Source organism: Paraburkholderia sp. CI3, from assembly GCF_050436505.1.
GTDB lineage: Bacteria > Pseudomonadota > Gammaproteobacteria > Burkholderiales > Burkholderiaceae > Paraburkholderia > Paraburkholderia tuberum.
Window position 1 is genome coordinate 1,006,862 of sequence record NZ_JBNDMI010000003.1, and the last position, 25,362, is coordinate 1,032,223.

The 25,362-nt window shown below is 65.5% G+C and carries 17 protein-coding genes; 4 read left to right on the forward strand and 13 right to left on the reverse strand.

What is annotated here, in order from left to right; genetic code table 11:
* The 10 genes from OKW29_RS13380 to tssA all read right to left on the reverse strand — a co-directional run bounded on the left by OKW29_RS13380 (position 1) and on the right by tssA (position 11,278).
* Positions 1–390: a DUF4280 domain-containing protein gene (locus OKW29_RS13380; RefSeq protein WP_018422989.1), complete on the reverse strand. Its 390-nt coding sequence runs from the start codon at positions 388–390 to the stop codon at positions 1–3.
* Positions 391–413: 23 nt separating this feature from the next.
* Positions 414–3,191: a type VI secretion system ATPase TssH gene (gene tssH, locus OKW29_RS13385; protein ID WP_429291390.1), complete on the reverse strand. Its 2,778-nt coding sequence runs from the start codon at positions 3,189–3,191 to the stop codon at positions 414–416.
* Between the two features lie 4 nt (positions 3,192–3,195).
* A complete protein-coding gene (tssG, locus tag OKW29_RS13390) occupies positions 3,196–4,275 on the reverse strand; it encodes a type VI secretion system baseplate subunit TssG (RefSeq protein WP_429291391.1) in 1,080 nt (359 codons plus the stop codon).
* Entirely contained in the window at positions 4,260–6,155 is a 1,896-nt protein-coding gene (tssF, locus tag OKW29_RS13395) for a type VI secretion system baseplate subunit TssF (protein ID WP_429291392.1), read from the reverse strand. The genes tssG and tssF overlap by 16 nt, the downstream gene beginning before the upstream one ends.
* Before the next feature lie 4 nt (positions 6,156–6,159).
* On the reverse strand, positions 6,160–6,672 hold the full coding sequence (gene tssE, locus OKW29_RS13400; protein ID WP_018422993.1) for a type VI secretion system baseplate subunit TssE: 513 nt from the start codon (positions 6,670–6,672) through the stop codon (positions 6,160–6,162).
* Entirely contained in the window at positions 6,665–7,501 is an 837-nt protein-coding gene (locus OKW29_RS13405; RefSeq protein WP_429291393.1) for a type VI secretion system accessory protein TagJ, read from the reverse strand. Before OKW29_RS13405 ends, tssE begins: the two co-directional genes overlap by 8 nt.
* Before the next feature lie 95 nt (positions 7,502–7,596).
* A complete protein-coding gene (locus tag OKW29_RS13410; RefSeq protein ID WP_184031795.1) occupies positions 7,597–8,085 on the reverse strand; it encodes an Hcp family type VI secretion system effector in 489 nt (162 codons plus the stop codon).
* A 45-nt stretch (positions 8,086–8,130) separates the two neighbouring features.
* Positions 8,131–9,627: a type VI secretion system contractile sheath large subunit gene (tssC, locus tag OKW29_RS13415; protein WP_184062841.1), complete on the reverse strand. Its 1,497-nt coding sequence runs from the start codon at positions 9,625–9,627 to the stop codon at positions 8,131–8,133.
* A gap of 25 nt (positions 9,628–9,652) precedes the next feature.
* On the reverse strand, positions 9,653–10,159 hold the full coding sequence (gene tssB / locus OKW29_RS13420; RefSeq protein WP_221311450.1) for a type VI secretion system contractile sheath small subunit: 507 nt from the start codon (positions 10,157–10,159) through the stop codon (positions 9,653–9,655).
* Positions 10,160–10,246: 87 nt separating this feature from the next.
* A complete protein-coding gene (tssA, locus tag OKW29_RS13425; RefSeq protein ID WP_429291394.1) occupies positions 10,247–11,278 on the reverse strand; it encodes a type VI secretion system protein TssA in 1,032 nt (343 codons plus the stop codon).
* 783 nt (positions 11,279–12,061) lie between these two features.
* On the opposite strand from tssA, the gene OKW29_RS13430 reads away from it, so the two are divergent.
* The 3 genes from OKW29_RS13430 to OKW29_RS13440 are packed head-to-tail and all read left to right on the forward strand — an operon-like array spanning position 12,062 to position 14,505.
* Positions 12,062–12,838 (forward strand): hypothetical protein, encoded by a 777-nt coding sequence (locus OKW29_RS13430; protein WP_429291395.1) that lies wholly within the window; start codon positions 12,062–12,064, stop codon positions 12,836–12,838.
* Positions 12,839–12,872: 34 nt separating this feature from the next.
* The gene (locus tag OKW29_RS13435) at positions 12,873–13,670 is read left to right on the forward strand and encodes a PP2C family protein-serine/threonine phosphatase (RefSeq protein WP_429291396.1); all 798 of its coding nucleotides are present in this window, start codon (positions 12,873–12,875) and stop codon (positions 13,668–13,670) included.
* Positions 13,671–13,701: 31 nt separating this feature from the next.
* Positions 13,702–14,505: a glycosyltransferase family 2 protein gene (locus OKW29_RS13440; protein WP_429292503.1), complete on the forward strand. Its 804-nt coding sequence runs from the start codon at positions 13,702–13,704 to the stop codon at positions 14,503–14,505.
* Here OKW29_RS13440 and OKW29_RS13445 read toward each other — a convergent pair.
* From OKW29_RS13445 to OKW29_RS13455, 3 genes are all read right to left on the reverse strand, one after another.
* A complete protein-coding gene (locus OKW29_RS13445; RefSeq protein ID WP_429291397.1) occupies positions 14,502–19,061 on the reverse strand; it encodes a beta strand repeat-containing protein in 4,560 nt (1,519 codons plus the stop codon). The two genes, OKW29_RS13440 and OKW29_RS13445, sit on opposite strands and share 4 nt — an antisense overlap.
* 66 nt (positions 19,062–19,127) lie before the next feature.
* Positions 19,128–20,801, reverse strand: a complete 1,674-nt coding sequence (locus tag OKW29_RS13450) for a ShlB/FhaC/HecB family hemolysin secretion/activation protein (protein ID WP_429291398.1) — start codon at positions 20,799–20,801, stop codon at positions 19,128–19,130.
* Positions 20,802–20,821: 20 nt separating this feature from the next.
* Entirely contained in the window at positions 20,822–23,086 is a 2,265-nt protein-coding gene (locus OKW29_RS13455) for a CHAT domain-containing protein (RefSeq protein WP_429291399.1), read from the reverse strand.
* A 277-nt stretch (positions 23,087–23,363) separates the two neighbouring features.
* Here OKW29_RS13455 and OKW29_RS13460 point away from each other — a divergent pair, with 277 nt between their 5' ends.
* On the forward strand, positions 23,364–25,325 hold the full coding sequence (locus OKW29_RS13460; protein WP_429291400.1) for a protein kinase domain-containing protein: 1,962 nt from the start codon (positions 23,364–23,366) through the stop codon (positions 25,323–25,325).
* Positions 25,326–25,362 lie beyond the last annotated feature (37 nt).

Sequence of the window (25,362 nt, forward strand, 5' to 3'; positions counted from 1 at the left end):
TCACGGAATCATGGTCTTGACTGTCGCCGGATTGACGATCGTGACCACGCCACCCCAGTTGCACATGCAGGTCGACACGTTGTCGAGCGACGGCTGGTTGCCGAGCAGCACGGTCGGCGCGCCCGGCGTCCACGGCGTCATGGTGGCCGGAATGCACGGCATCGGCGTCAGCACGCCCAACGCCGCCGCCGTCGCGGCGGCGACGGTCGGATTGGCGGGCGAGCTGCACACGCCGAACGGCATGATGTTGACGAGTGGAATGTGATCCATGATGTTGGCCGCGGGCGGCCCTTCGCCCATCACCCGGTTGACCGGCAACACCACGAGCGTCGAAGGCGCCGCGCCGAACGAACATTGCAGCGTCGCGCCCATGCTGACTTGTTGCGGCATAAGAAGGCATCCTCCGCTTTCGATCAATCGAACGTATAGAGAAATTCACCGTCGCGCGCGCCGATCTGCACTTTCGTGACCGGGCTGCCGTTCATCATGCGCGTCAGAAACTCGGTGCTGATGCGCGGCAACAGCGTGTTGGTCAGGATTGCGTCGATCATGCGTCCGCCGCTTTCGAGTTCGGTGCAGCGGCTGCCGATCAGCTTCACGACGTCGTCGTCGTAGCTGAACGGAATCTTGTGCGACACGCGGATGCGTTTCTCGATCCGGCCGAGCTGCAGCCGGATGATCGCGCCGAGCATCTCGTCGGACAGCGGAAAGTACGGAATGACCACGACGCGCCCCAGCAAGGCCGGCGGAAACACCTTCAGCAACGGCTCGCGCAGCGCTTTCGCAATACCCTCCGGCTCCGGCATCAGCTCCGGGTCCTTGCACAGGCTCGTGATCAGATCCGTGCCGACATTGGTGGTCAACAGGATCAGCGTGTTCTTGAAGTCGATCACGCGGCCCTCGCCGTCTTCCATCCAGCCCTTGTCGAACACCTGGAAGAACAGCTCGTGGACGTCGGGATGCGCCTTCTCGACCTCGTCGAGCAGCACCACGCTGTATGGACGGCGGCGCACCGCCTCGGTCAGCACGCCGCCTTCGCCGTAGCCGACGTAGCCGGGCGGCGCGCCCTTCAGCGACGACACCGTATGCGCTTCCTGATACTCGCTCATGTTGATCGTGATGACGTTCTGCTCGCCGCCATACAGCACCTCGGCGAGCGCCAGCGCGGTCTCGGTCTTGCCGACTCCGGAGGTGCCGGCGAGCATGAACACGCCGATCGGCTTGTTCGGATTGTCGAGACCCGCGCGCGAAGTCTGAATGCGCCGCGCGATCATCTCCGTCGCATGAGCCTGGCCGATGATGCGCCGGTTCAGGTTCTCCGCGAGCTTCAGGACGTTTTCGATTTCGTTGCGGACCATCCGGCCCACCGGTATGCCGGTCCAGTCCTGCACGACGGAGGCGACCGCCTGCTGGTCGACGGTCGGCAGGATCAAAGGGTCTTCGCCTTGATGCTGCGCGAGCTGCGCCTGCAACTCGCGCAGTTCGGCGAGCCGCGCTTCGCGCGTCGCGGTGTCGCTGGCGGGGTTGTCGGTCGCGCCGGTGGCCGCTGTTTCGTCTACCGTTCCGTTCGCAGCTTCGTTCGCTTCGTTCGTGCGGCTGGCTTGCGCCGCGCCTTCCACCTTGCCGGTCTCGCCGCGCAGTTGCGCGCGCAGCGCGAGAATCCGCGTCACCAGTTGTTTTTCCGCCTGCCAGCGGGTGTCGAGCGTGGCGAGACGCGCCTGTTCGGCGGCGAGCTTTTCCGCCGCGGCGGCTTCACGCTCCCGCGTGTCGACGCCCACCGCGCTTTCTCGGCCGATGATCGCCAGCTCGGTTTCGAGCGCGACGATCCGCTTGCGCGAATCGTCGACCGCTGCGGGCGTCGCATGCTGGCTGACCGCCACGCGCGCGCAGGCGGTGTCGAGCAGGCTGACCGCCTTGTCGGGCAACTGCCGCGCCGGAATGTAGCGATGCGACAGACGTACCGCGGCTTCGAGCGCTTCGTCGAGCACCTGCACCTTGTGGTGCTGCTCCATCGTCGAGGTGACGCCCCGCATCATCAGGATCGCGCGGGTCTCGTCCGGCTCGCTGACCTGCACGACCTGGAAGCGCCGCGTCAGTGCGGGGTCCTTCTCGATGTGCTTCTTGTATTCGGCCCACGTGGTCGCGGCCACCGTGCGCAGCGTGCCGCGCGCGAGCGCCGGCTTCAGCAGATTCGCCGCGTCGCCGGTGCCGGCCGCCCCGCCCGCGCCGACCAGCGTGTGCGCTTCGTCGATGAACAGGATGATCGGCTTTTCCGAGGCCTGCACTTCCTCGATCACCTGCCGCAAGCGGTTCTCGAACTCGCCCCTCATGCTCGCGCCCGCCTGCAACAGACCGACGTCGAGCGTGCGCAACTGCACGTCGTGCAGCGACGGCGGCACGTCGCCCGCCGCGATGCGCTGCGCGAAGCCTTCGACCACCGCGGTTTTGCCGACGCCCGCTTCGCCCGTCAGGATCGGATTGTTCTGGCGGCGGCGCATCAGGATGTCGATCACCTGGCGAATTTCCTCGTCGCGCCCGACGATCGGGTCGAGCTTGCCGTTGCGCGCCTGTTCGGTCAGATCGGTGGTGAAGCGCCGCAGCGCCTCCTGCTTGCCCAGCGCGGCGGCCGGCACCGGGCCGCCCGTGGTGTCCGCGTCGCCGCCTTCGCGCTGCGCGCCGCCCGCCTGAAAACCATCGCTCGCGCTCATCGCCGCTTCCGGCGACTCGCGCAGCAGGCTGTGAAATTCGTCGACGAGCGAATCGAGCTTGATGCGCTCGAACTGACGCGAGATGCCATAGAGCCCGTTGCGCAGCGACGGCGTCTTCAGGAGGCCGACCACCAGATGGCCGGTGCGCACCTGCGACTCGCCGAACATCAGCGAGCCGAACACCCAGCCACGTTCGACCGCCTCCTCGACTTGCGACGAGATGTCGGTCACCGAAGCCGAACCGCGCGGCAGACGGTCGAGCGCTTCGGTCAGATCGCGCGCCAACGCGGAAGGCTCGAGCCCGTAGTGTTTGATGATGCGGTGCAGGTCGGAGTCCTGCAGTTGCAGGATCTGGTGGAACCAGTGCGACAGCTCGATATAAGGATTGCCGCGCAACTTGCAAAACACGTTCGCGCTCTCGATTGCGCGGAATCCGAGCTTGTTCAGCTTGCCGAACAACGCTGCCCGTTTGATCTCGGCCATTTTTCTATTCCCTCGATGATGTCGATGGCGGCGCCCCCGCGGACGCCTCGCGGGCCGCCACGGCAATCCGTGAACGGCCGTCCGGACCGGTCGGCCGCAACACCAGCTGCCGCTGATCGCCGCGCGCCGGGTGGCCGAGCGTCCACGTGGTGTAACCGAGCCGCGTGTGGCGCCCGAGCTTCAGGCGTGGCACCTCCTCCTGTTTTAGCACCAGCCGGAGATCCCAATCGAGCCCGTCGCGCGCGTAATTGCGCACCCAGTCGACGAGGCGCTTCAGACTCTCGCCGCCCGGCAGGAAGCGCTCGTAATCAGCGCGGCTCAACGGTCCGATGACGATGCGGAATTTATGCTGGCAATCCCAGACGCGCGCGCCGAGCAGCGTCGACACGCCGAGCGCGGCCGAACCGTCCGGTGCGCCCAGGCGCAACAACGAATTCGCGGGCAGCGTCATCCAATGGCCGACCCACTGCTCGATGTCGACCGGCAGGTTGAAAAAACGCGCCAGCACGAGTTTCAAACCGGCGGCCGGACGGGTCGGCCCGCCCAGCAATCCGGCGAAGTGCAGTTTGGCGAAATCGGGCACCGCGTCGCGATCGCGCAGCGTCGGCTCGCCCAGCCCGAACACGCTGCCGACATAAAAGGAAAAGCGATCGCGTCCCGGACGGTCGAGACTCACGGCCGGTTGCGCATTGGCCCACGCGCGATAGAACAGCGACACCATCCGGTGGTGAAAGACATCGAGAAAGCGCGCGAAGGTCGGATCGTTCGCATTGCGGGCGCGGTCGCGAGCGTACTCGGTCAGATGGGTGGGCAACGGACCATGCGGCCCGAGCAGGCCGAAGAACTTGACCGCGAGGCGCGCGGCGTGATGCTCGCCGGCCGGGGTGAAGTCACCGAGCGTCGTCGGATGGAAAACCAGTTCGGGCTCCTGCACGAAACGGATCGCATCGTCGCGCGGCTGCATCGACTCGCCGACGCGCGGTTTGTCCGCATACGCGTTCTCCAGCAGCCGCACGACCTGGAAGAAGTCGAAGCGGCGCGCATCGTCTTCGAGCCGGCGCAACAGTGTCAGAGCGTCCGGCATTGTCCGACCCTCGCTGGCCAGCGCATGATCTCGCCGCGCGACAGCGTCTTCACGACGGTCTCGGTGAACGAGTTGATCGATACGTATTGCGCGAAATATTGCGCGAGCACGGCACCGAGCAGAAACGCGCCCGCGCCTTCGAACGCGGCTTCGTCGAGCGTCAGCGTCACTTCGAGACCGCGGCCGAATACGATCGGTCCCGCGCCCGGCAAGCGTCGCGTCACCGAGCGCGAATCGATCGAGCGCACGCCCTCGATCAGCCGCTGACTCGCGATCTCGTCGGCGGGACAGTAGAGACTCAGCAGATCGCGCAGCGCGCGGGCGCCCTCCCGTGCATCGTTATCGAGCAGCGACGAGTAGTTCAACGACAGGTGACTCAACAGCCGCCACGCCACGGCCCCGTGCGCATACGACGGCAGCGGCCGGCTCGGGCCGCTCACGCAGCGCACGCTCTGCACCGGCGCTTCGACATCGAGCGTGAAATCGGCGGGGCCGACGCCGACCGGCATCGTCAGTGGCAGGTCGCGATTCGTGCACAGCACCTGCAAGCCGAGTTGCCGCAGGTCACCGCGAAACGGCGCATTGCTCGCGTCCACCAGCGCGATGAACATCTCGCTGCCGAGGTAGCTCGTCCGCGGGCCGCGCTCATGCTGACGCGCCGACGGCAGACGTTTTTCGCGGCGCACCTGGTAGTACGCGCCGGCGCGATACGTCGCGCCGAGATCGCGCGCGTGATAGAACGGCTCGAAGCGCTGCTCGCCGCCGGCGCCTGCGCTATAGCCGGTCGCACTCTCGATCTGATAGATCTCGAAGTCCATCGGCCGGGTGCGATCGGCCACCACGTGATATTCGAACTGTTCGTCCGACAGCGCGATGCGATCGGTACGCCGCGGAAAGAGATTGATCGCGGGCGTGCAATGCAGCGCGAAATTATTGGCATCGAGCGATTGTTCGAGCAGCGGATCACCGCGTTTGAGCAACACGATGACTTCGATTTCGGTGTCCGCGCAACGCCGCAACGCCGCGTGCAAACCGTCGATGGCGAGAAACATGAAGCGCTGCGCAAACGCGAAATACTCCTGCAACAGCCGGTAGCCCTGGAACGACTGCCGGCTGACCGGCAGCAGTGCTTCATCGTCGGCAAACCCGAGCGGCCGCAGCGCGCTCGCCGGCAACTGCACATGCCAGGACGCCGGGCGTTTGGCCGGCATCACGACGACGCCGCTCACCGAACCGAGCAGACGCTCGTGGATTCGCGTGGCCATCCCGTCCGCGCCGCGCAGATACAGCGTTAGCCGGTCGAGTTTCAGCTGGTTGATTCTCAGACCAGCGGTGGCGCGTAGGCGCAGCCTGAGGCCGGCCTTGATAGCGGCGCCCGCCGCCATGCTCGCCGGCAGCGCGCTGTCGATGCCACCGAGCGAGCCCGCGTGCGTAAAAAACCGCGCTTCCGTGATTTCAAGCGGCCAAAGCTTCAGTTCGTGCGCGCTGCGGTATTCGCAGCGCGTCGAGCCGTTCTTGTCGAGCACGCTGCGCAGCGTACTGCCGCGTGGAACCCGCACGCCGTCCGCGAGATTGGAGCTGGTCAGGTCCGGCTGGATCTGCACCACGGCCATCGACGGCGTGGGCGCGAGGTAATGCGGGTACACCAGCTCCGCGAGATGCTGGGTGAAGCGCGGAAACTCGTCGTCGATCTTCAGTTGCACGCGCGCCGCGAGGAAACTGAAGCCTTCGAGCAGACGCTCCACGTAGGGGTCCGCGCATTCGAGGTTTTCCAGTCCGAGGCGCCCGGCGATCTTCGGAAATTCGCGCGCGAACTCGCCGCCCATCTCCCGAAGATGCTGCAGTTCCTGGCTGTAGTATTTGATCAGGTCTGGATTCATGGCTTCAGCGCGGCCCGCCCTGGTCGATCACGCGGATTTCGCCGACTTCCAGGTCGAGTTCGGTCCTGAAGTAGAGCCGCTCCGGATACGGCTGCGCCCACAGATCGCCCTCCACCAGAAACGACACGGTGTTGTGGCGCCCGGTCGTCTCTTCGAGTTGCATCGAACTGACCCGCACGGTGTCGCGCAGAATGCGCGGCTCGAACGCCCAGATCGCATCGCGCACGAGCCGCTCGAGCCGCGACGGATCGATGCCTGAGGCAGTCTTGCCGGCAATGTCCGGCAGGCCGAAATTGATCACGGATGTCGCGACATACGGATAGCCGCTCAGATCCTGCACCGACGCGAGGCCATTCGCGTTCAGCAGCCAACCGAGGTCGCGCTGCACGCTCTCGCGCAGCGCGCGCATCGACAGAACGCGCCGCTCGCGCGCTTCCTGCTTCGCCTCCGGTTCGAGATCGGTCAGCCGGTCGAGCAGCGACGGTTGCAGGCGATCACGCGCGGTCAGTTCAGCCATGATCCGGAGCGGCCGCGCCGTCCTGTTCGGCAGGCGCGTCGCCGCTCGTCAGTTCGATGGTGCGCACGTCGAAGAGCGCGTAGTCGTTCGCATCGGAGGCGAACATACGCTGTCCCACCGGCCGCGCGAGCACGGGATCGTCACCGATCCATTCGGTCAGGCGCGCGAGCCACAACGCTCGATTCGGCTCGGCGAGCGTGCCCGGATAGCGGGCGGGAATCAGACCGGCGGCCTGGCCGTCGTTGGCCCACGTGAAAACGGCCGGCATCCAGACGCGGTCGCGCAGGTCGGACGGCGGCTCGATTTCGATCCGTTTGATGCGCGAAAAAGGAATCCAGTAATAGCGGCCGTTCAGCACGGCTTCGAGTGTCGGGCCGAGCCGGTTGTCGGCGTCGGCGAGCCACCTGAACGGTTCGCCATTCAATGCGCCGGCGCTGGCGGGCGCCTCGTCGAGCGCCCGCGCGCGCGCGGCGGCCGCCGCGCCGCTATCGCCCGCGGTGTCGAGCCGCAATGCCTCGAGGAGCAACGCAAGCCAGCCGGTCGGCTCGCCGAAGATCAGCGGCGCGCGCTCGCCTTTGAAAACCGCTTCGCGCAGCGCCTCGCATTGCAACGCTTCACGATAGGTTTGCACCATCGGCAACGCGGCCGCGTCGAGTTCGCCGACGACGTTCAGTTGCGTCAATGCGCGATCCCAGGCGCCCGTCACCGCGAGCAACTGGAAGAGAAAGACGCGATAAGCGCCTTTCGACGGATCCTTGCGAACCTGCTTTTGCAATTCGCGCAGACATCCGTCGAGATCGCCTTCGCGCAAGCATTCTTCTGCGTTCATGCCGGTTCGCTCCGGTCTGGCTCGAGTCGTCCCACCCGCCGCCGCACTGCGACGGCAGGACCGCCGCAGTGCAGTCGCCCTTTGCGCTCAGCCGATCAGGTAGTCGCGTTGGCGGGGATGTTCCACTTCACTTCGACCACCCCGCCTTCCTTCTCGCCCTTCGCGTTTTGCGGCTGGTACTCGACATGGAATTTTTCGAAGTTGAGCGTGACGTTCTCGGTGAAGCGTTCTTCGCCGCCCGAGCCGCCGGTCGAATACGAGCTGATCAGTACGCCGTTCAACGTGATCTTGTAGTACTCGAGCGGATTGTCGCCACCTGCCTTGCGCACCGTCAGCAACGCCGTGTCGATGTGCGTGCCTTTGGTGCAGGCTGCCATGATCGGCGGACTCGCCTTGTCGCTGTATTTGGTAAATGACAGGTCCTGCACCGACACCTTGCCGGCGCCGCCGCCCGTGCCCATGTGCATCGTGCCGCTCTGGCTCATGCCCCAGCTCCACGCGAGCACTTCGATTTCTTCCTTGTGGGTCTTGTCCTGAGACTCGCCCTTGATATCGCCCAGCTTCATGAACATGTCGATGGCCATCTTCTTCTCCGCTCAAAGCAATTCGTCACTCAATGGGGATTTCCGTCATGCCGCCTTGGCGGACGGAAGCTTCGAAACCAACCGTAGCGATACGGTCAGGCCTTCCAACTGGTAGTGCGGACGCAGGAAAAACTTCGAGGTGTAATAACCGGGATTGCCTTCGACTTCCTCGACGACCACCTCGGCGGCCGCGAGCGGGCGTCGTGCCTTGGACTCTTCCGTCGAGTGCGCCGGATCGCCGTCGACGTACTGAAGGATCCAGTTCTGCAGCCAGCGCTGCATGTCGTCCCTCTCCTTGAAACTGCCGATCTTGTCGCGCACGATGCACTTCAGGTAGTGAGCGAAGCGGCTGCAGGCGAACAGGTAGGGCAGACGCGCGGCCAGGTTCGCGTTCGCGGTGGCATCGGGGTCTTCGAACTCGGCGGGCTTGTGCAGCGACTGCGCGCCGATGAAGGCGGCGAAATCGGAGTTCTTCTTGTGCACGAGCGGCATGAAGCCGTTCTTCGCGAGTTCGGCTTCGCGGCGATCGCTAATGGCGATTTCGGTCGGGCACTTCATGTCGATGCCGCCGTCGTCGGTGGGGAACGCGTGCACCGGCAGGTTCTCGACGGCGCCCCCCGACTCGATGCCGCGAATCCGCGAACACCAGCCGTACATCTTGAACGAGCGGTTGATATTGGTCGCCATCGCATAGGCGGCATTGGCCCATGCGTATTTGCCGCTGTCCGCGCCGGCCGTGTCTTCCTCGAAATCGAATTCCTCGACCGGATTGGTCTTGGCGCCATACGGCGCGCGCGCGAGAAAACGCGGCATCGCGAGACCGACGTAGCGCGCATCCTCGGATTCGCGCAGCGAGCGCCACGCGGCATGCTCAGGCGTCTGGAAGATTTTCGTCAGGTCGCGCGGATTGGCCAGCTCCTGCCATGAATCCATCAGCATCACCGCGGGATCGGCGCCGGCGATGAACGGCGCATGCGCGGCGGCCGAGATCTTTGATATCTGCGTCAGCAGATCGACGTCGGGCCCGCCGTTGTCGAAGTAATAATCAGCCACCAGCGCGCCATACGGCTCGCCGCCGAACTGGCCGTATTCCTCTTCGTAGAGCTTCTTGAAGATCGGGCTTTGATCCCACGCGGTGCCCTTGTACTTCTTGAGCGTCTTGTACAGATCGCCCTTCGATACGTTCATCACGCGGATCTTCAACGTCTCGTCCGTCTCGGTGTTGTTGACCAGATAGTGCAAGCCGCGCCACGCGCTCTCGACTTTCTGGAACTCTTCCGAGTGGATGATCTGATTGATCTGGGCGGTCAGCTTCTCGTCGATCTGCGCGATCAGCGATTCGATCGTCGCGAGCACATCGCCCGAAATCACGTTCGTATCGCGCAGCGCCTGTTCGGCGAGCGTGCGCACCGCCGTCTCGACGGCTTCCTTCGCCTTCTCGCTCTTCGGCTTGAATTCCTTTTGCAGCAGATTCGCGAAATCGCTCGTTTCAAGCGACGCCTCGCCGGGTTGCGCTTGCCCTTGGGTGCTAGGTTCAGCCATGGTCAGACTCCCCTGTAGATCACGCTCATTGCTGCGGCTTCGGTGCGGACGCCAACGACTGCAGCAATGCAGGATCGTTGAGCAGTTTCGCGATCAGCTCCTCGGCGCCGGTCTTGCCGTCCATATAGGTCAGCAGGTTTTGCAACTGGCCGCGCGCCTCCAGCAGCTTCGACAACGCGTCCACCTTGCGCGCGACCGCCGCGGGCGAAAAGTCGTCCATGCTCTCGAAGGTCATGTCGACCGCGAGGTTGCCCTGACCGGTCAGCATGTTCGGCACCTGCACGGCGACGCGCGGTTTCATCGACTTCAGACGCTCGTCGAAGTTGTCGACGTCGATCTCGAGAAACTTTCGATCCGCCACCGGCGCGAGCGGGTCCGCCGGCTGACCGGAGAGATCGGCCAGCACGCCCATGACGAAGGGCAGATTGACCTTTTTCTCCGACCCGTAGACTTCGACGTCATATTCGATCTGAACTCGCGGCGCTCGATTGCGCGCGATGAATTTCTGGCTGCTTTCCTTGGCCACGACCATTCCCCTGGTTGACGCCTCACGGCCGCGAGCAGCGTGGCGCATGACTGGCGTTGCTAGAAGCGAAAAAGCCCATCCCCGCCTGACTGCTTACTCGTTTTCGATACCGCCGGCCTGCCTGGCCTGGCGCACGCCTTCGGGCGCGAGGTCCTGCAGAATTTCCAGGAAGTTCCTGTCGACCAGCCGGCGCGCGCGCAGCAGCAGCAGCGGCAACGGGCTGGAGGGTTCGTGACGCTCGTAGTACGCGCAGATCTTGTCGATCATGCGGATCACGTCCTGACGGTCCGTGATGTCGCCGGACAGCGGCACGGGTGCCGGCGCCGCGCCGGCGCTTTCGCCCGGGGTCAGGTCGCCGTTCGGCGATGCTTGCGGCGCTCCGCCCGGGACGTCGAGACGCTCGCCGAGAAAGTCGGCTGCACGGCGCAGCAGCCTCGATAGCGGCGACAGATCGATGGAGCGCGCCGCGCCGACACGCTCGGTCAATACCGTCTCGATGCGCATCGCGCTATGCGTGGCCGCGAGCAAGGCCGTGTGCGCTTCGGCGGCGTCTTCTTGGGCGTCGGCGATCACCGCGTCGATCGAGCTCAGCGACGCCGCCTCGACGCCCTTGGGCAGCGGCACTTCGCCGGTCGCATATTCGATGTCGCGCAAACTGACGCCACCGTGCGCGCGCGACGACGCGAGCGGTGCGTCGCGCACGTCCACCAGCATGCCGGACGGTTCGACGAGGGCGGCGAGCGCGTTGACGCGAGCGGTCGGATCGTTGTCGTCGTCGGGATCGAGCTGTGGATAGACATGGTCCCAGCGCTGTTCGAGCAGGCCTTCGACGAGCGCGAGGCCCTCGGCGAAGCCGGCGAAACGACGGCGATTGAGTAGCGCGCGCGCCAGGTGCACCGCGACGCGCAAGTCGCGGCCTTTTGCGAGCAGATCGAGCGATAGCGCTTCGGCCACTTTCCAGTCAGGCGGCGTGGCGGCGACCATGGTCTCGCCGAACTGCACCTCCGGCTTGCCGTGGACGACCTGCTCGAGCGCAAGGAAGTCAGGGTCGTACTCGAGGTCGTCCCCGCATGGACTGGCAGCTGATATGTCGGCAAGCATTTCGCCCGCGAGAAGCGTGGCCATGTCTGGTATCGGTCTCGGATGAGTAGTCTCGACGCACCGTAAGTGACCGGTACGGGTTGCCCTTGCCCGCCAGGAATCAGCGTTCCCGGAAATACGTGTTAACTCTGATTAGATTGCCTTCGCCAGCTATTGCGATGTTTTTAGCGAGCGTTGTCCTTTCTCGGCGGCAATCCGATATGAGAATAGCACGCAGCCCGGAAAATCAAAGCCGGATAGCAATAGAAACGGATTTTGTTTGATTAAGCGAAAAGTATATGTAATACCATTCAACTCCATAAACACTTAATACGTTTTGACCTTTTCGTTCCGGCACCATTACAATCACAAGCTCGGACAGTCGTCTTACGACCTCACCAGCGCGCCCTTTCAGGACGGTCGATTGGCGGGATCGCCCGACATCTGGGTAAACGAATCAGGTGCCCGGATTTTTTAAAAAATTTGACCTTCCCGGATTGCCGGTAAGCGCTTACGTTGCGTTTAGGGTTAGTCCTGATAGCGATAGAACCCGTCGCCAGAGCGGTGAATAACATATTAAGTTTTACCTTGTAATAAATAAAGCGTGCCAATAGACTAAGTCTGTTTTCCAATCACGCGCCGGTTGCACGGCGGAATTGCCGGTATTGCAAGCGTTTTGCATACGCAATCTGCCCGATATGGCGGCAAAGCGAGTGCCGGATTCATTGGGGACAGAAAGCGGGCGCACCACACACGCGGCGAAATGGGTAGTGTCAGCAGCCGGGCTCCGCCCTTAAGAAGCGGGGCTCACCACCTCCGGGGTGAAAAGTGGCAGATATCCAAAGCGCTGCAATTGCCGACCACGCTGGAGAAAGCGCACTGCCCGACCTGTGGCAACGCCGCACCTGCCTGAGCCACGACGAAATGGCGTCGATCTATACGATCGTGCGCCGCGCACTGACCGGCTACCATCCGTCGGAATTGCAGGCGCTGGGCGAGGACAAGGAAGAACTGATCTCGCAGTTCCTCTATCTCAAGGTGTTCCGCCTCGATACCGCGCCGACGGCATTGCCCACTTTCCCGCTGCACAGCGCGCCTTCGACCAGCCATGCCGTGTGCGCCTATTTCCGCCGCTATCTGATCGACTGTCTGCGCAGCGCGAGCCATCAGCGCAACGTGTCGCTCGACGAAGGCGACGTGATGCTCGAAATCGACCGGCAAACGGCTTTTCATCCCGATCCGATCGGCTCGGTCCTGTTGCAATACGGTCTGCACGAAGCCGAGGTACGCGACTCCGCGTCGCATTTCATCGCTTCGCTCGACGACGCCGACCGCATGCTGCTCGCCGGCAGTCTCGGCTGGCTGTCGAACGAGAAAGGCGGTCTGTCGCAGGTGGCCGCGCGTTACGGCATCGCGTCGTATCACTACCGGGCGCGCAAGCTTGGCGTCACGCTGAAAAAAGGCTCGATACCCGCCGACTTCGCCCGCACGCAAATCGGCCAATGGATCGAGCACAGCCTCGGCATCGACATCTCGCCGGGCAATCGCATCGCCATCCTGCTGGTTCTGGGCATTCTGTCCGCGCAGTCGCACGCACAGGAATGAGCTCGACAGACCACGAGCATATGAGAGGTCAACGGTGCAACTTGCCACCGCAAGCCTGACCGACCGGGGCGACCGCCCGCGCAACGAAGATTCGTTCGGCGACTGGTCGAGCGAACGGCTCTACTATTGCGTCGTCGCCGACGGCGCCGGCGGACACGGCGGCGGCGACACCGCCTCGCGCCTCGTCGTCGCTTCGGTGCTGGCGGATTTGCGCTACCTGACCGTTGCCGAATTGCCGCCGACGGGCGACCGGCTGATCAGCGCGCTCACGCATGCCAATGAGAACATCGTCGAAGAACAGTTGCGCGGCAAAGGCAATGAAAAAGACATGCGCTCGACGGCCGTGGTGCTCGCCATCGACCGCGAGTGCGCGACGGCCGCGTGGGCCCATTGCGGCGACACCCGCCTCTACTGTTTCCGCCACGGCGAGATCTGCGCGCGCACGCGCGACCACAGCATGGTTCAGCAGATGGTCGACGCGCGGCTGCTCGCCGAGGAGGAGATGCGTCATCATCCGCGCCGCAACGTGCTGTATGCGGCGCTGGGCACGCGCGACGCACTCTCCATTGCGGGCGTCGACGGTACCTTCGCGCTGCATGACGGCGACGCTTTCCTGATCTGCACGGACGGCCTGTGGGAGTACGCCGACGACGCCGGCATCGCCGACGCGCTGGCCCATGCGGCGACACCCGGCGCCTGGCTCGACGCGCTCGCGCAACAGGTGCGCGCGAGCGCCAGCACGAATCACGACAACTTCACGGCGTTCGCGGTGTGGGTCGGCGACGACGACGCAGAGGCGACGCAATTGATGCCCGGCCCGGCACAGGCGTAACGCAGCGGATCAGCATCGGAACGGGGCTCGCATCATGCCGATCTCGATCATCATTCCCTGTCTGCAGATGGCGGCAACGCTTGGCCGCGCACTGGAAAGCTGCCTGATCCAGCCGGAGGCCGCGCAAATCATCGTCGTCGACGATGGCTCGACCGATGCGTCGATCGAAGTCGCGCAACATTACGGCCGCCTCGACGCGCGCGTGGAAGTACTGCGCATGTACGTGAATGGCGGCGTCGCCGCCGCGCGCAATTGGGCCGCGATGCACGCGAGCGAGGATCTGCTCGGATTCATCGACGCCGACGACGAATATCTGCCCGGCGCGCTGGCCGCGGCGAGTGGCTATCTGCAGCGTTGTCCGGGCGAGGCATCGGTGCGGCTCGATGTCGACTATGCGGGCTTTCCGCGCGCGATCGTGGAGCATCCCGATTTCGATAAATATGCCGCAATCCTCAGCAACACCGTGCCGAGCAGTCTCGTGATCCGGCGGGCGGTGTATCGCGCGCTGGGCGGGTTTCCGCTCGACGCGTTCTTTCGTCGCGTCGGCGGAGAAGACGGCGCGTTTTCGTGGGCCTTGAGCAGGCTGTTCGGCAACCGGCGGCTGATCGACGCGAAGCGGGTGCGCCAGCATTACCACCCGGCCATCCACGCTGAACGATTCTTCCGGATTCACCTCGGGATGGAGCAGCCCGTCCATCAGGAGGTCGTCGAAGCATGGCGGCTCTCGCAACGGTTCGTCGCGAGCGCCGAGGCCGCCATCGCGCAACTGCGCGCGCTGCATTCGCCCGCAGGCGCCGCGCCACCCGTCCCGTCCGCTTCGCCTGGCTCCCGCTAGAAGTCACCGCAGCCGTGCTGGGTGTTGGTCAGCATGCAGCTGTTCAGGTTCGGTTGCGAACGCACCCGCTTCCATTCGACCGCGAGGATGTCCTGTTTCTCGCCAGGCGGCGTCGTGCTGAAGAGCGGCTGGTTCGAGCCGATGCAGATGTTGGTGCCCTGCAGATTGTTTTCGTAGACGAACGTCTGCTCCTGGCTGCTGAAAAACGTTTGCAGACCGCTTTGCGCGACCGGATTGGGGATCGGGCCCTGCGGATTCAGGATCGTGCTCTGAAACGGAATCACCGTCAGCGTGCCCGGCACTTCGTTGACGATATAGCCCACGCTGGACGTGAAGTTGGGGTCGATCGGATAGCCGCCCGCCGGCGAAGTCAGAGTGGCCGTGGTCGTCTCCGAGCCGCTCAACGTGCCCGCTGCGGTGTCGCCGTTGATCAGACCGCTCGTCGTGTAGGTGAACGCCGGGTTCGGCACGCCGACGTAGCGCGTCGCGCCGTCCGTGCTGACCGTGACCGTCGGCCGTGCGACATAGACGAAATGATTGCCGGTGGTGGGCACCGTGCCGCCCCAACTACAGCCCGAGCCAAACAGGCAGCCGTAGAAATTGGGCTGCGCGGTGTTCGGCTGCACGCTGCCGCGTGTCTCGCCGTTCCAGGTGCTGGCCCAGACTCGCCATGCGTTGCCGGCGCCAAGTGTGCCGGAGTTCGCATCGACGAACACGCCGTTCTCCATCACCAGATCGATCGAGCCGACCGCGCTCAGATTCGTATTCGGAGCCGTCGCGGACGGCGTGCTCGCGCCCAGCCCGATATTGCCGGTCGCAGCGGTCGCGACGAGGCTGCCGGTCAGCGTGGAGTTCGTCACGCTCATCGGGCTCAACTGGCTCGCGGCGGAGTCGAACGTCTGGCTCGTCAGCGGGCCGATCACGAAGCCATGCGAGTTCGAGAAGTCGACGCTCCCCGCGTTGGCCATCGCCAGCACGCCGACGTCGTTTTGCGGATCGGTCAGCGTGAAGGTACCGGGGCCGGCGAGAATCAGCCCGGCGGCCTGGATTCCGCCGGGGTCCGTGACGGGACCCGCCGACAGCAGCATCAAGGTGTGGCCCGGAGTCGAGATGCCGTAGGTCAGCGCGATCCCTTGACTGCCCGCGCCCGGGTTGGACAGCGTGAGATTGTTCGCGAAGCCCGGACGCGTCGGCACGCAAGGCGAGCCGCCCGATACGCACTGCCCGTCGACGGTGATGCGCCCGGTTTGCGTGCTGGACCCGAGCACGATGCTGGGAATCGACGCGAAGGTCGAGAAAGTCGGGGCGTCGATGCTGAGACCGCCGCCCGTGCCGAGCAGCGTGATCGGCGTCGCGTTCTGAGCGGTGATCGTGAAGCTCGACGGGTCCACCGACGCCGGCATGATCGACAGCACGCCGCCCGGCGACGACAGCGTCGCCTGCGTGATGGCGAGGCTGCTCGCCGTGCCGTCGTTGAATGCGCGCAACACGATCGAAGCGGGATTCGTCGTCGAGATCGTCACGTTGTCGGCGGTGGCATTGGCGACCGCGCTCGTCACGCCGCCGCCGGTGAAGATGGAGGTCGGATTGATCAGCCCAAACTCGCTCTGCTCGATCTCGGGCACCGCAAGGCCGATCGCGACGCCCGGATCGGACGTCGTGGTCGAACCGGCAATGCCGATCGTGGTGGTACGCGTCCCGGTCGCGCTGATCGCGCCATTGGCGATCAGCACGCCATAGTCGTTCTGCAGGTTCGGACTGCTGCCGGCCGGGCCGCTCACCGCGCCGCGGATATCGATCGCCCCGCCGTTGGTCGACGTGATCGTCGTGCCGTCGGTGATCAGCACACCCTGCACGAACGGACCGGTGCCGCTGCCGAACAGGCTCACCGTGCCCGTGCCGGTCGTCACCGATACGGGGGCCGTCTGGATGCAGTCCACGCATAGCGTGTTCTCGAACATCAGCCCGATCACCGAGTCGCCGTTGACCGCGGCTCCCACGCTTTGTCCGGTGAACTCGAGGTTGCCGCTCGTCGACTGGACCGACGACCCATGCATGTCGAGGCCGATGCTGACGTTCATGTTCGACGACACGCTGCCGGTGGCGGAAATGTCGCCGCTGCCGGTGCTCAACGTGGTGCCATAGAAATAGACGCCGTCCGCGAAGGTGCCGCCGGCGGCTGTACCGGTGACATTGCCCGTCACGCCGATCGAGCCGGTCGTGTTGGAGATCGTGGTGTTCTGAATCTCGACGCCGAAGCCCCCTTGCGCGCTTTGCGTCACGCTACCGTTGACCGTGATCGCGCCGCCCGAACTGCTGAGTCCGGGCTGCAGCGCGGGACCCTCGCCCACCGTGGCACCGCCGCTCAGGAACACGCCCATCGCGCTGCTGCCAGAAGAACTGCCGTTCACGCTCAGTGCCCCGCTCGTCGTGCTGGCTGAAGTGCCGGATAGAAGCACGCCAATGCCCTGATCCTCGATATTCGAACTGCCGGCGCCGCTGATGGTGAGCGCGCCGCTGCCGGTTTGAATCGTATTGTCACCTTGCGCGATCACGCCGTCGTTGCCTCCGCCGCCGGCGGTCGCCGTGCCGGTGATGCGAAGCGCGCCGCTCGTCGTCGAGAGCGAGCTGGTGCCGTTGATCGCCACACCGTTGGCGTTCGGGCCCAGCGCGACACCCGACAGCGAGAACACGCCGCCCTCCGCGGAAATGGTCGACGAGTCGATGAAAATGCCCGACGACGACGTGATCAGATAGCCAATCGCCACGCCATTGATCGGGAACGTGCCGGTGACTGTCAGATCGCCGCCCGCGGTGTCGATGTTCGAGTTCTGGATCAGGACCGGGCTCGCGCCACCGCTTCCCAACGTCACGCCGCCGCCGTTGGTCTTCACCGTGACGCCCTGGAACGAGACCAGGCTGAGCGGACTCGTGCCGCCCACGTTCGCATCGAATACGAGGCTGAGCGGCCCCGCGCTCGACGTAATGGTGTTGTTGACCAGCACCGATCCCGTCGCGCTCAGCTTCAGCGTGGCGGGAAGCGTGCCGGTCGTGAGGTTGAGCGGCGCGTCGACGACGATATCGCCCGCGCCGAAGTTGGGATCGGTCCCTGTCAGTACTGTCACCGACGTGCCGAGGCTCAGCGGACCGGTAAGCGCCGTGTTCAGGATGGACGTGCTGCCCGTGATCGGCCCGAACGTCATCGTGTTCGAATCGGCTGCGGTTTGCGTCGGGACCGGCGCCGCGGTGACATCCGGCACCTGCGTCACGATGTCGACCTCGAACGGATCGAGCAGCCACCTGCCGCCCTGACCCTTCGCCGCCGATGCGTCGACGCTCATGCCGGTCGTGTCGAGCGTGTGGCCGGACGTTTCGATCAAGCCGCCGTCGCCGCCCTGCGGCCCGCCCTTCGCGGTCAACGTGCCGTAAATGCGGCTGGCCGTTTCGCTGTAAGCCACGACGTTGCCGCCATTGCCGTCGACGAGCGCATCCGCATGGAGGCTGGCGGTCGGCGACATCCAGATCGCATTGGCATTGCGAACGGAGGGGTCCGCACCCGCCGGGCCGCCGCCGAAGTGGACGGTTCCGCCGCCCGCGGCGCCGCTCGCATCGACGTACGCTCCGGCCAGCAGCGCCACGTCGTAGCCGGTCACGTCGATCCTGCCGCCGGTTTGCCCCGCGCCGCCGCTGGCGTCGAGCGTCCCGCTCACCTGTGTCACGCCGTTCGTGCCGCCGTCGAGCAGAATGCGGCCGTCGTGTTCGCTCAGGCTCTGCGCGCGCACGATGCCTTGCTGGTTGATGACGGTGCCCGCCAGCGCGTCGGCCGTCTGTGCGCTCATCACCACGGTGCCGCCGTCGGCGGCCAGCGTGCCGGTATTGCCGATCAGCGCGTGCGCCGCGCCCTGGTTGATCTTCAGGGTGGTCAAACCGTCGCCGGCAAAATCGACGGTGATGTCGTTGCCCGCGCCCAGCGCGACGCTGCCCAGTTTTGCGCTGACCGTGCCGCTATTGCTGACCGTGCCGCCGAGCAACGCGATGGTGCCGCCCGCGGCCGCCGTCAGCGACCCCGCATTGCTGAGCGCCGCCGCGGACGCGCCGACGAAATGGAAGTTGCCCGCGAGGAAATCGGCATTGGAGATATTGAGTGTCGAGGCGATCATCGACCCCACGTTCACCGACGATCCCGGCGCAAAGATCACCCCCGCCGGATTGACGAGAAACACCTTGCCGTTGGCCTGCAGGCGTCCGGCGATCAAGCTGGGGTCGTTGCCCGTCACGCGGTTGAGCAGCGCGGCGGAAGCCGACGGCTGCGAGATCCTGACCGCTTCGCCGCTACCGATCGAAAACGTGTTCCAGTTGACGATCGCATTGGACGAGCCCTGCGTGATGTGCATCTGTCCCGCGCCCGGCGAGTTGATGCTGACCGTGCCGGCCACCACCTGGGCGCCGGTCGGATTCGCGAGCGCGAGCGGCATATACGACGCCGCGAACAACGCGGCGACCGCGCCGGCGATCGTGCTCACATGCCCCGGTCGCACGTTGCATGGCTTGTTCATCGCACACCTCGGTGCAGATTGCTGCTGCTTGTCGTTGCGTTTCGTTTCGTTGCGTTTCGCTGCCTGCTAGAACGTCTTGTTCAGTTGCACATAAAAGCGCGGCAGCCTGTCGTTGCCGGTCGTATCGGGCCCGGTCGTGCGCCATGCGACCGTGCCCTGTAGCGCAATGCCGCCCGGCGCGGCCCAGAACGCGCCGAGACCTGCGCCACTGCGCGTGATCACGTTCGACCCTTGGCCCGGACGCGGCGTGGCGTTGTACCAACCGGTACCGAAGTCGAAGAACGTGAACACGGTCGCCCGCGCATCGATCGCAAAGCGCCCTTCGAGGGTGGCGACGAACCCCTCGTCGACCAGTGCCTCGGACGGCGAATAAGCGCGCACCGCGTGCGGGCCGCCGAGCAGGAAGCGCGACGAACTGTCGAGCGTGGTTCCGGCCCACTGGCCGGACACGCCGGCGAATACGCTGAGCCGCTCGGTGATCGCGTTCAGGCGGTTGGCGAAGAAAGTGGCGCGCACTTCGGTGCCTTGCGTGTCGCGCCCGAGCGGCGACGCATCGAGCGCCTCGGCTTGCGCGTTGCGGAAATGCAGACTGCCGATCAACAGCTCGACATCCGCGCTATTGAAGCCGCCGCCGAACAGCGCGTCGCGGCTTTCATAGCTCAGGCCGATACTGCCCTCCACCAGCGATCTGGGATTGTGTTGATCGACGATGCCGACGTTGTCGATCAGGTCGCGATACTCGAGATTGACGCGCCCCAACAGGCTCTGATTGCGTGTGCGCACGAGCGGATGCGTGAGCGTGAAGTCCACCACGGTCGCCTCGCCCTGCGCGTCGAGCGACGCGAATTCCTGGCCGAGCACATAGTTGAGCCGCGACACCGCGACCCCGACGCGCGTGCCTTGCGCATTGATCGGTGCTTCGTAGCCGACGCGCCCGTATAGGGTGTCGCCGCGTTCGCTGCCGAGCAGCCGCAGGTCCAGGTTGTCGCCGATCATGAACGGCGAGTTCAGACGCGCGAGCGCGCCGAGCCGCCAGGTACCGCTGGACTCCGCCCCGAAGTTGTCGACATCGAGCGCAAAGGTCCAGCGTTTGGCCGGCGCGACGTTGACGGTCAGATCGACCGTGCCCGGCTCCTCGCCCGCTTCGATTGCCGAGGAGACCTGAATACCCGGCAGATCGGACAGCAGCAGCATGGTCCGTTCGAGTTCGTGCTGCTGCAGCGGCTTGCCCAACGGAATCTGCGCGACCCGCGCGCGCAACAGATCTTCGCGGATCGGCGTGCCGGCCGCGATGTCGAGCCGCACATGGCCGACGCGCCCTTCGAGCACGCTCATTTCGACGTTGCCGGACGTGACGTCCTGCGGCGGGATCACCACCTGGGCGAGCAGATAGCCGTGATCGCGATAAATCTGCGTGATACGCGCGGCAATCTCTTCGAGCCCGGCGAAGCTGGTTTGCTTGCCGAGCTTGTCCTGAACGGGCGCAAGCAGCGCGTCGCTGGCGATCGTGTCGTTGCCCTTCAACGTGATGCTCTTCAGCAGGAAGGTCGGGCCGGGCGCCGTCACGGGCGCCGCCGGCGGCGGAACGGCGGGTAACGCCTGAGTGCCGCCCGGCGGCGCCGGCCGGGTCTCGCGCGGCGCCGTCTGGTTCAGGATGCTGCCCGCGTTCGGCAGCGTCTGGCCCCACGCGAGCGCACTACTGCAGGACACCGCCGCGGCGATCAGTCGGAGTCTGTTCATCGGTCTAGGGTTTGTTTGGTTCATCCCTGCTGCTGACGCGCGATGGTCAAACGCCAGCCACCCATCAGGTCGAATGGCGCCCAGAAGAACGGATGCGCGAAGCGCGGCGTGTGCAGAACCGCCAGTTGCGCGGTGCGCATCCCGTCGATCGCGTCATGGCCTTGCGCGAGTTGCGCGTAGAAGGTGCGCATCGTCAGCGCGCTCGATTCGTCCGCGACCGGCCACATCGACACGATCAGGCTGGTGGCGCCCGCATAGAAGAACGCGCGCGTGAAGCCGAGAATTTCGTCGCCGCGCGCGATCCGGCCAAGCCCCGTCTCGCAGGCCGACAGCGTGACGAGCGAGACGTTGTTGAGCTTCAGGTTATAGATGTCTTTGGCCAGCAGCGCGTCCGGGCCGTCGGCCGGCTGCGTCGCGGGCGCGAGCAGGATGCTCGAGTGCAACGGATCGATCGTGTCGGCCTGGGCGTGCGTCGCCACGTGCAACACGCGTCCGGCGGGCGCGTTGTCGCGAAAGCTCAGGCGCGTGGCATCGCTATGCAGAAACACCTCGTTGCGCGCGAACAGCGGCGCGATGCCCTGCACTTCCGCCTCGGCCCCTGGCAGCGCATAGGCAGGTGTGATGGTCGGATTGCCGAACGCGACCAGATCGCTCGCGATCTTCTGCTGGCGTTGCGCGAGTTGTACCGCGACGCTCGCCGATGGTTCGAGCGCGATCGCATGGCGTTCGATCAGAAAGCCGTCGGCATCGTGCAGCGCCTGAAACGGCAGATAGTGCAGCGCGCCGTGCGGCACGATGATGAGCCGCTCGTTGGCGCGCAAGCCGAGCGGCGCGATCAGCAACGCATCGAGCTTGTCGCCATAGGTCAGCGCGGCCGGTCGCCGACGCACGATCGCATTGCGCAGGTCGGTCACGGCGGCATCCATGTCGGCGCGCGCGATCGGCAAGGTGTGGCCGGTCAGGCCATCGTTGCGCACCACCCAGACGATCAGCTCGTTGGGCAGGCTGTGAAATTCGACGATCGCCTCGTTGGGCCGGAGCGCGCCGCGCGTCGCGGCAAGACTCGGCACCTGCCCGTTCAATTGACGGTCGTCGACGCCGGCGTCGACGCGGTTGCGCACGACGTCGAGCAGCGCACGCGCCCGGCTGCGTTCGGACAGACTCCAGGCGCTCTCGTAGTCGCCGGCTTCGACCGTCAGCGCGATGGCCTCTTCGAATACCGTTTGCGTGTCGCCGAACAGTGCCGTCTTGAACTCGTCGCTGCGAAACCGCGCGCGGATTTTCTCGGAGTCGTCGACGGCCAGCAGGTAGGCTTCGCGCGCATGCGGCTTGTCGCCGAGCGCGAGGTCGGCGCGGCCGATTCCTTCGTGGGCCCACAGGCGGTCGTAGTTGGCGTCGCTGGAATTGCCGCTTTGGCTCAACAGCGCTTCGAACGCGTGTTTCGCATCCTCGGGCTTGCCTTCGGCCAGCAGCAGATTGCCTTCGATGCGCCGGTAGGCGGGCGCGAGTTCCGCGGTGGCCGGTGCGCCGACGGCATCGAAGGTTTGACGCGCGCCAGGCGTATCGCCCTCGGCGAGCTGCGCGTTGATGATCGACATCAGCACCAGCGGTTTGTAACGCGGCGAGGCGGTCGTGAGCGCGTCTTCGTAGGCGGCCAGCGCCTGCTGCGGCTTGCCCCGGCGCAACGCGACATCGCCGAGCACCTTGTTGGCCGGAGCAAAGACCTGCTCGGGCGCCTTCGGCGTCGAAGCGAGCGCATCGCGGGCGTAGCGTTCGGCGTTGTCGAGGTCGCCGGCATAGCTGTAGGCGATCGCGAGATCGCGTTTGGACAGGGCCGCCAGATCCGCATTGTTGGTCTGCCCGGCCACCACCAGGGCGCGCGCCGCGGCATCGACGCTGTCGCGGAAGTCGCCGCGCTCGGCGGCCGCGACGGACATGCTGCAATAGTCGTAGGCAGGGAGTTTGACGCGGTCTCGCGACAGCAGCAGACGTCCCTCGGACGTCAACGTGTTGATCGTTTCGGCGTCGCGTTCGCGTTCATCGGCCTGACGAAAGCCGAACGACTCGGGCGCAAGGGCCACGGCGCTCGCGGGCCGCGCCGCGGCGGCGGACGTGCCAGCGGCCAGCGTATTGCCCGCCGCGCCCAGCAGCATCGAGCCCATGACGAGCGCGCCCGTGATCCACGCGGCATCGATCCGGTGCGCCCATGCGACGAGCGCGCGCCGCGAGTCGCGTCGCACGACGCGGTGTCCCATCCCGCTCGATAAGCCTTGGCGCTCGTTCACTTTAACTTCCTGCAAGAAGGCAAAAGGAAGCGGCTGGGATGGAATGCGCGTACGACCCGCAAGCTGCACGCAGCGGTTGACTAACACCGTATAGACGAATCCGGCCGGCCGATTTTGAAACCGGCGGCCGCACGTGGACCACCGCTCAGGCACGCGCGCCCGCCTGATTTCAAAAAATGACCCGCTCATTCGTCTTAAAGACGGACGCGCCTGCGCGTGAGGGTGGCGCTCGCGTGTGCCGGGCTCTGCCGTCGTACCCTCCAGGGAGCCACAGCCGATGAGCAGCCCCGACGACAAAACCGTGATCGTGCAACGGGCGTCCGGACCGGACGGCCAGCAGAACCCCGCCGAAGCGGCGGACGCCGATCGCACAGTCGTCACCCGCCCCGCCGCGCAGGGTTCGAACGCGCAACATGCGCTGCCCGCGGGCACACGGCTCGGCGAGTTCGAGATCGTCGATCTGATTGGCGAAGGCGGCTTCGGTATCGTCTATCTCGCCTACGACACCCAGCTAGGACGTCACGTCGCGCTGAAGGAATACATTCCCGCTGCGCTGGCCTCGCGCGTCGGCGCGGCCGAAGTGTCGGTCCGCTCGGAACGTCATGAAGACACCTTTCGCGCCGGCCTGAAAAGCTTCATCAACGAGGCGCGGCTGCTCGCCCGCTTCGATCATCATTCGCTCGTCAAGGTGTACCGGTTCTGGGAGGCCAACGGCACCGCGTACATGGTGATGCCGTACTACGAGGGCGTGACGCTGCGCGACGGCTTGCGCCGCATGAGTGCCCCACCCGATGAAGCATGGCTGCGCGCCCTGCTCGCGCCGCTGCTCGAAGCACTGGCGGTATTGCATGCGGCGCAGTGCTATCACCGCGACATCGCGCCGGACAACATCATGCTGCTCAAGGGCAGCGGCCGCCCCGTGCTGCTGGACTTCGGCGCGGCGCGGCGCGTGATCGGCGACATGACCCAGGCCTTGACGGTGATCCTGAAGCCCGGCTATGCGCCCGTCGAGCAATATGCCGAAGTGGCGGCCTTGAAACAGGGGCCGTGGACCGATGTGTACGCACTCGCCGCGGTCATCTATTTCGCGATTCAGGGCAAGACACCGCCGCCGTCGGTCGGCAGACTGATGAGCGACACGTATGTGCCGCTCGCCACGGCGGCGGCCGGCCGCTATAGCGAGCGGTTCCTGCGCGCGATCGACCATGCGCTCGCGGTCCGCCCCGAACAGCGCCCGCAAAGCGTTCAGGCGCTGGCGGACGAACTGGGCATTGCCATCGATACGCGTGATGACGCCGCTGCGGCGATCGAACCCACGACTCGCGCTTCCGTCGAGACAGCAGGTACCAATGCGCCGCGAACAACGACGGCCGCGACAGTCGAGGCGAAGCGCAATGAGCCAGGCACAGCGGCCGTTCCTGCGGCTGGCGGTAGTCAAAAGAAACGCACGGGCTTGATCGCAGCAGGTGCCGTTTGCGTCGTGGCGCTCGCGGCGGTCGGTACGTGGTTTGCCATGCGTTCGCCACCGGCCGCGCGCCCGGCTGTCACGGCAAGCACGGATGCGCGCGACACGGCTGCGCCGACGCCTGGCAATGCCGCTCAAAGCCCGGCAGCCGTTGCTGCTGTTGCCCCTGTTGCCCCTGTTGCTCCTGCCTCGCCCGCCACGGTTGCCGCGCCCGCCACACCACCCGCGCAGGCCGACGACCTCGCGCCCTTCACCCCCGCGAGCGAACTCGAGCGAATCGTGACGCTGGCCGATCCATCGATTCAGATCACCGCCACACCGCGCAGCACGTCCGCCACGATCGGCAAGGATTATCTGCAGTTCAAACTCGACAGCAACCGCGCGGGCTACGTGTATGTGTTCATGGTCGATCCGGACGGTCAGTACCTGATGCTGTTTCCGAACGGACTCGATCGCAACAACCGGATCGCCGCCGGTCAGACGCTGTCGTTGCCGCGCGCCAACTGGCCGATGCTGGCGGGCAACCCACCTGGTCCCAACCACTTTCTGACGCTGGTGTCGACGACGCCGCGCGATTTTTCCGACGGTGGTTTGAAGTCCGCGGCGCCGTTCCAGTCATTCCCCGCTGATGCCCAGCAGCAAGCGGCCGCGCGTCGCGGCCCGCGCTACTCGCCGTTCGCGGGCAAGCCGCGTTGCCCGGCAGGCACGGCGGATTGCGCCGGCGCGTTCGGCGCCGCCACGTTCACCATCGATGCCGTCAAGCCGCCAGGCTAGCGCGCGCGACGTTCGCGATGGTCCGCAAGGAGGCCGC

Coding starts and splice junctions, on each gene's coding strand:
- OKW29_RS13380 (WP_018422989.1), bottom strand. CDS start 390: ATGCCGCAACAAGTCAGCATGGGCGCGACGCTGCAATGTTCGTTCGGC.
- tssH (WP_429291390.1), bottom strand. CDS start 3,191: ATGGCCGAGATCAAACGGGCAGCGTTGTTCGGCAAGCTGAACAAGCTC.
- tssG (WP_429291391.1), bottom strand. CDS start 4,275: ATGCCGGACGCTCTGACACTGTTGCGCCGGCTCGAAGACGATGCGCGC.
- tssF (WP_429291392.1), bottom strand. CDS start 6,155: ATGAATCCAGACCTGATCAAATACTACAGCCAGGAACTGCAGCATCTT.
- tssE (WP_018422993.1), bottom strand. CDS start 6,672: ATGGCTGAACTGACCGCGCGTGATCGCCTGCAACCGTCGCTGCTCGAC.
- OKW29_RS13405 (WP_429291393.1), bottom strand. CDS start 7,501: ATGAACGCAGAAGAATGCTTGCGCGAAGGCGATCTCGACGGATGTCTG.
- OKW29_RS13410 (WP_184031795.1), bottom strand. CDS start 8,085: ATGGCCATCGACATGTTCATGAAGCTGGGCGATATCAAGGGCGAGTCT.
- tssC (WP_184062841.1), bottom strand. CDS start 9,627: ATGGCTGAACCTAGCACCCAAGGGCAAGCGCAACCCGGCGAGGCGTCG.
- tssB (WP_221311450.1), bottom strand. CDS start 10,159: ATGGTCGTGGCCAAGGAAAGCAGCCAGAAATTCATCGCGCGCAATCGA.
- tssA (WP_429291394.1), bottom strand. CDS start 11,278: ATGGCCACGCTTCTCGCGGGCGAAATGCTTGCCGACATATCAGCTGCC.
- OKW29_RS13445 (WP_429291397.1), bottom strand. CDS start 19,061: ATGAACAAGCCATGCAACGTGCGACCGGGGCATGTGAGCACGATCGCC.
- OKW29_RS13450 (WP_429291398.1), bottom strand. CDS start 20,801: ATGAACAGACTCCGACTGATCGCCGCGGCGGTGTCCTGCAGTAGTGCG.
- OKW29_RS13460 (WP_429291400.1), top strand. CDS start 23,364: ATGAGCAGCCCCGACGACAAAACCGTGATCGTGCAACGGGCGTCCGGA.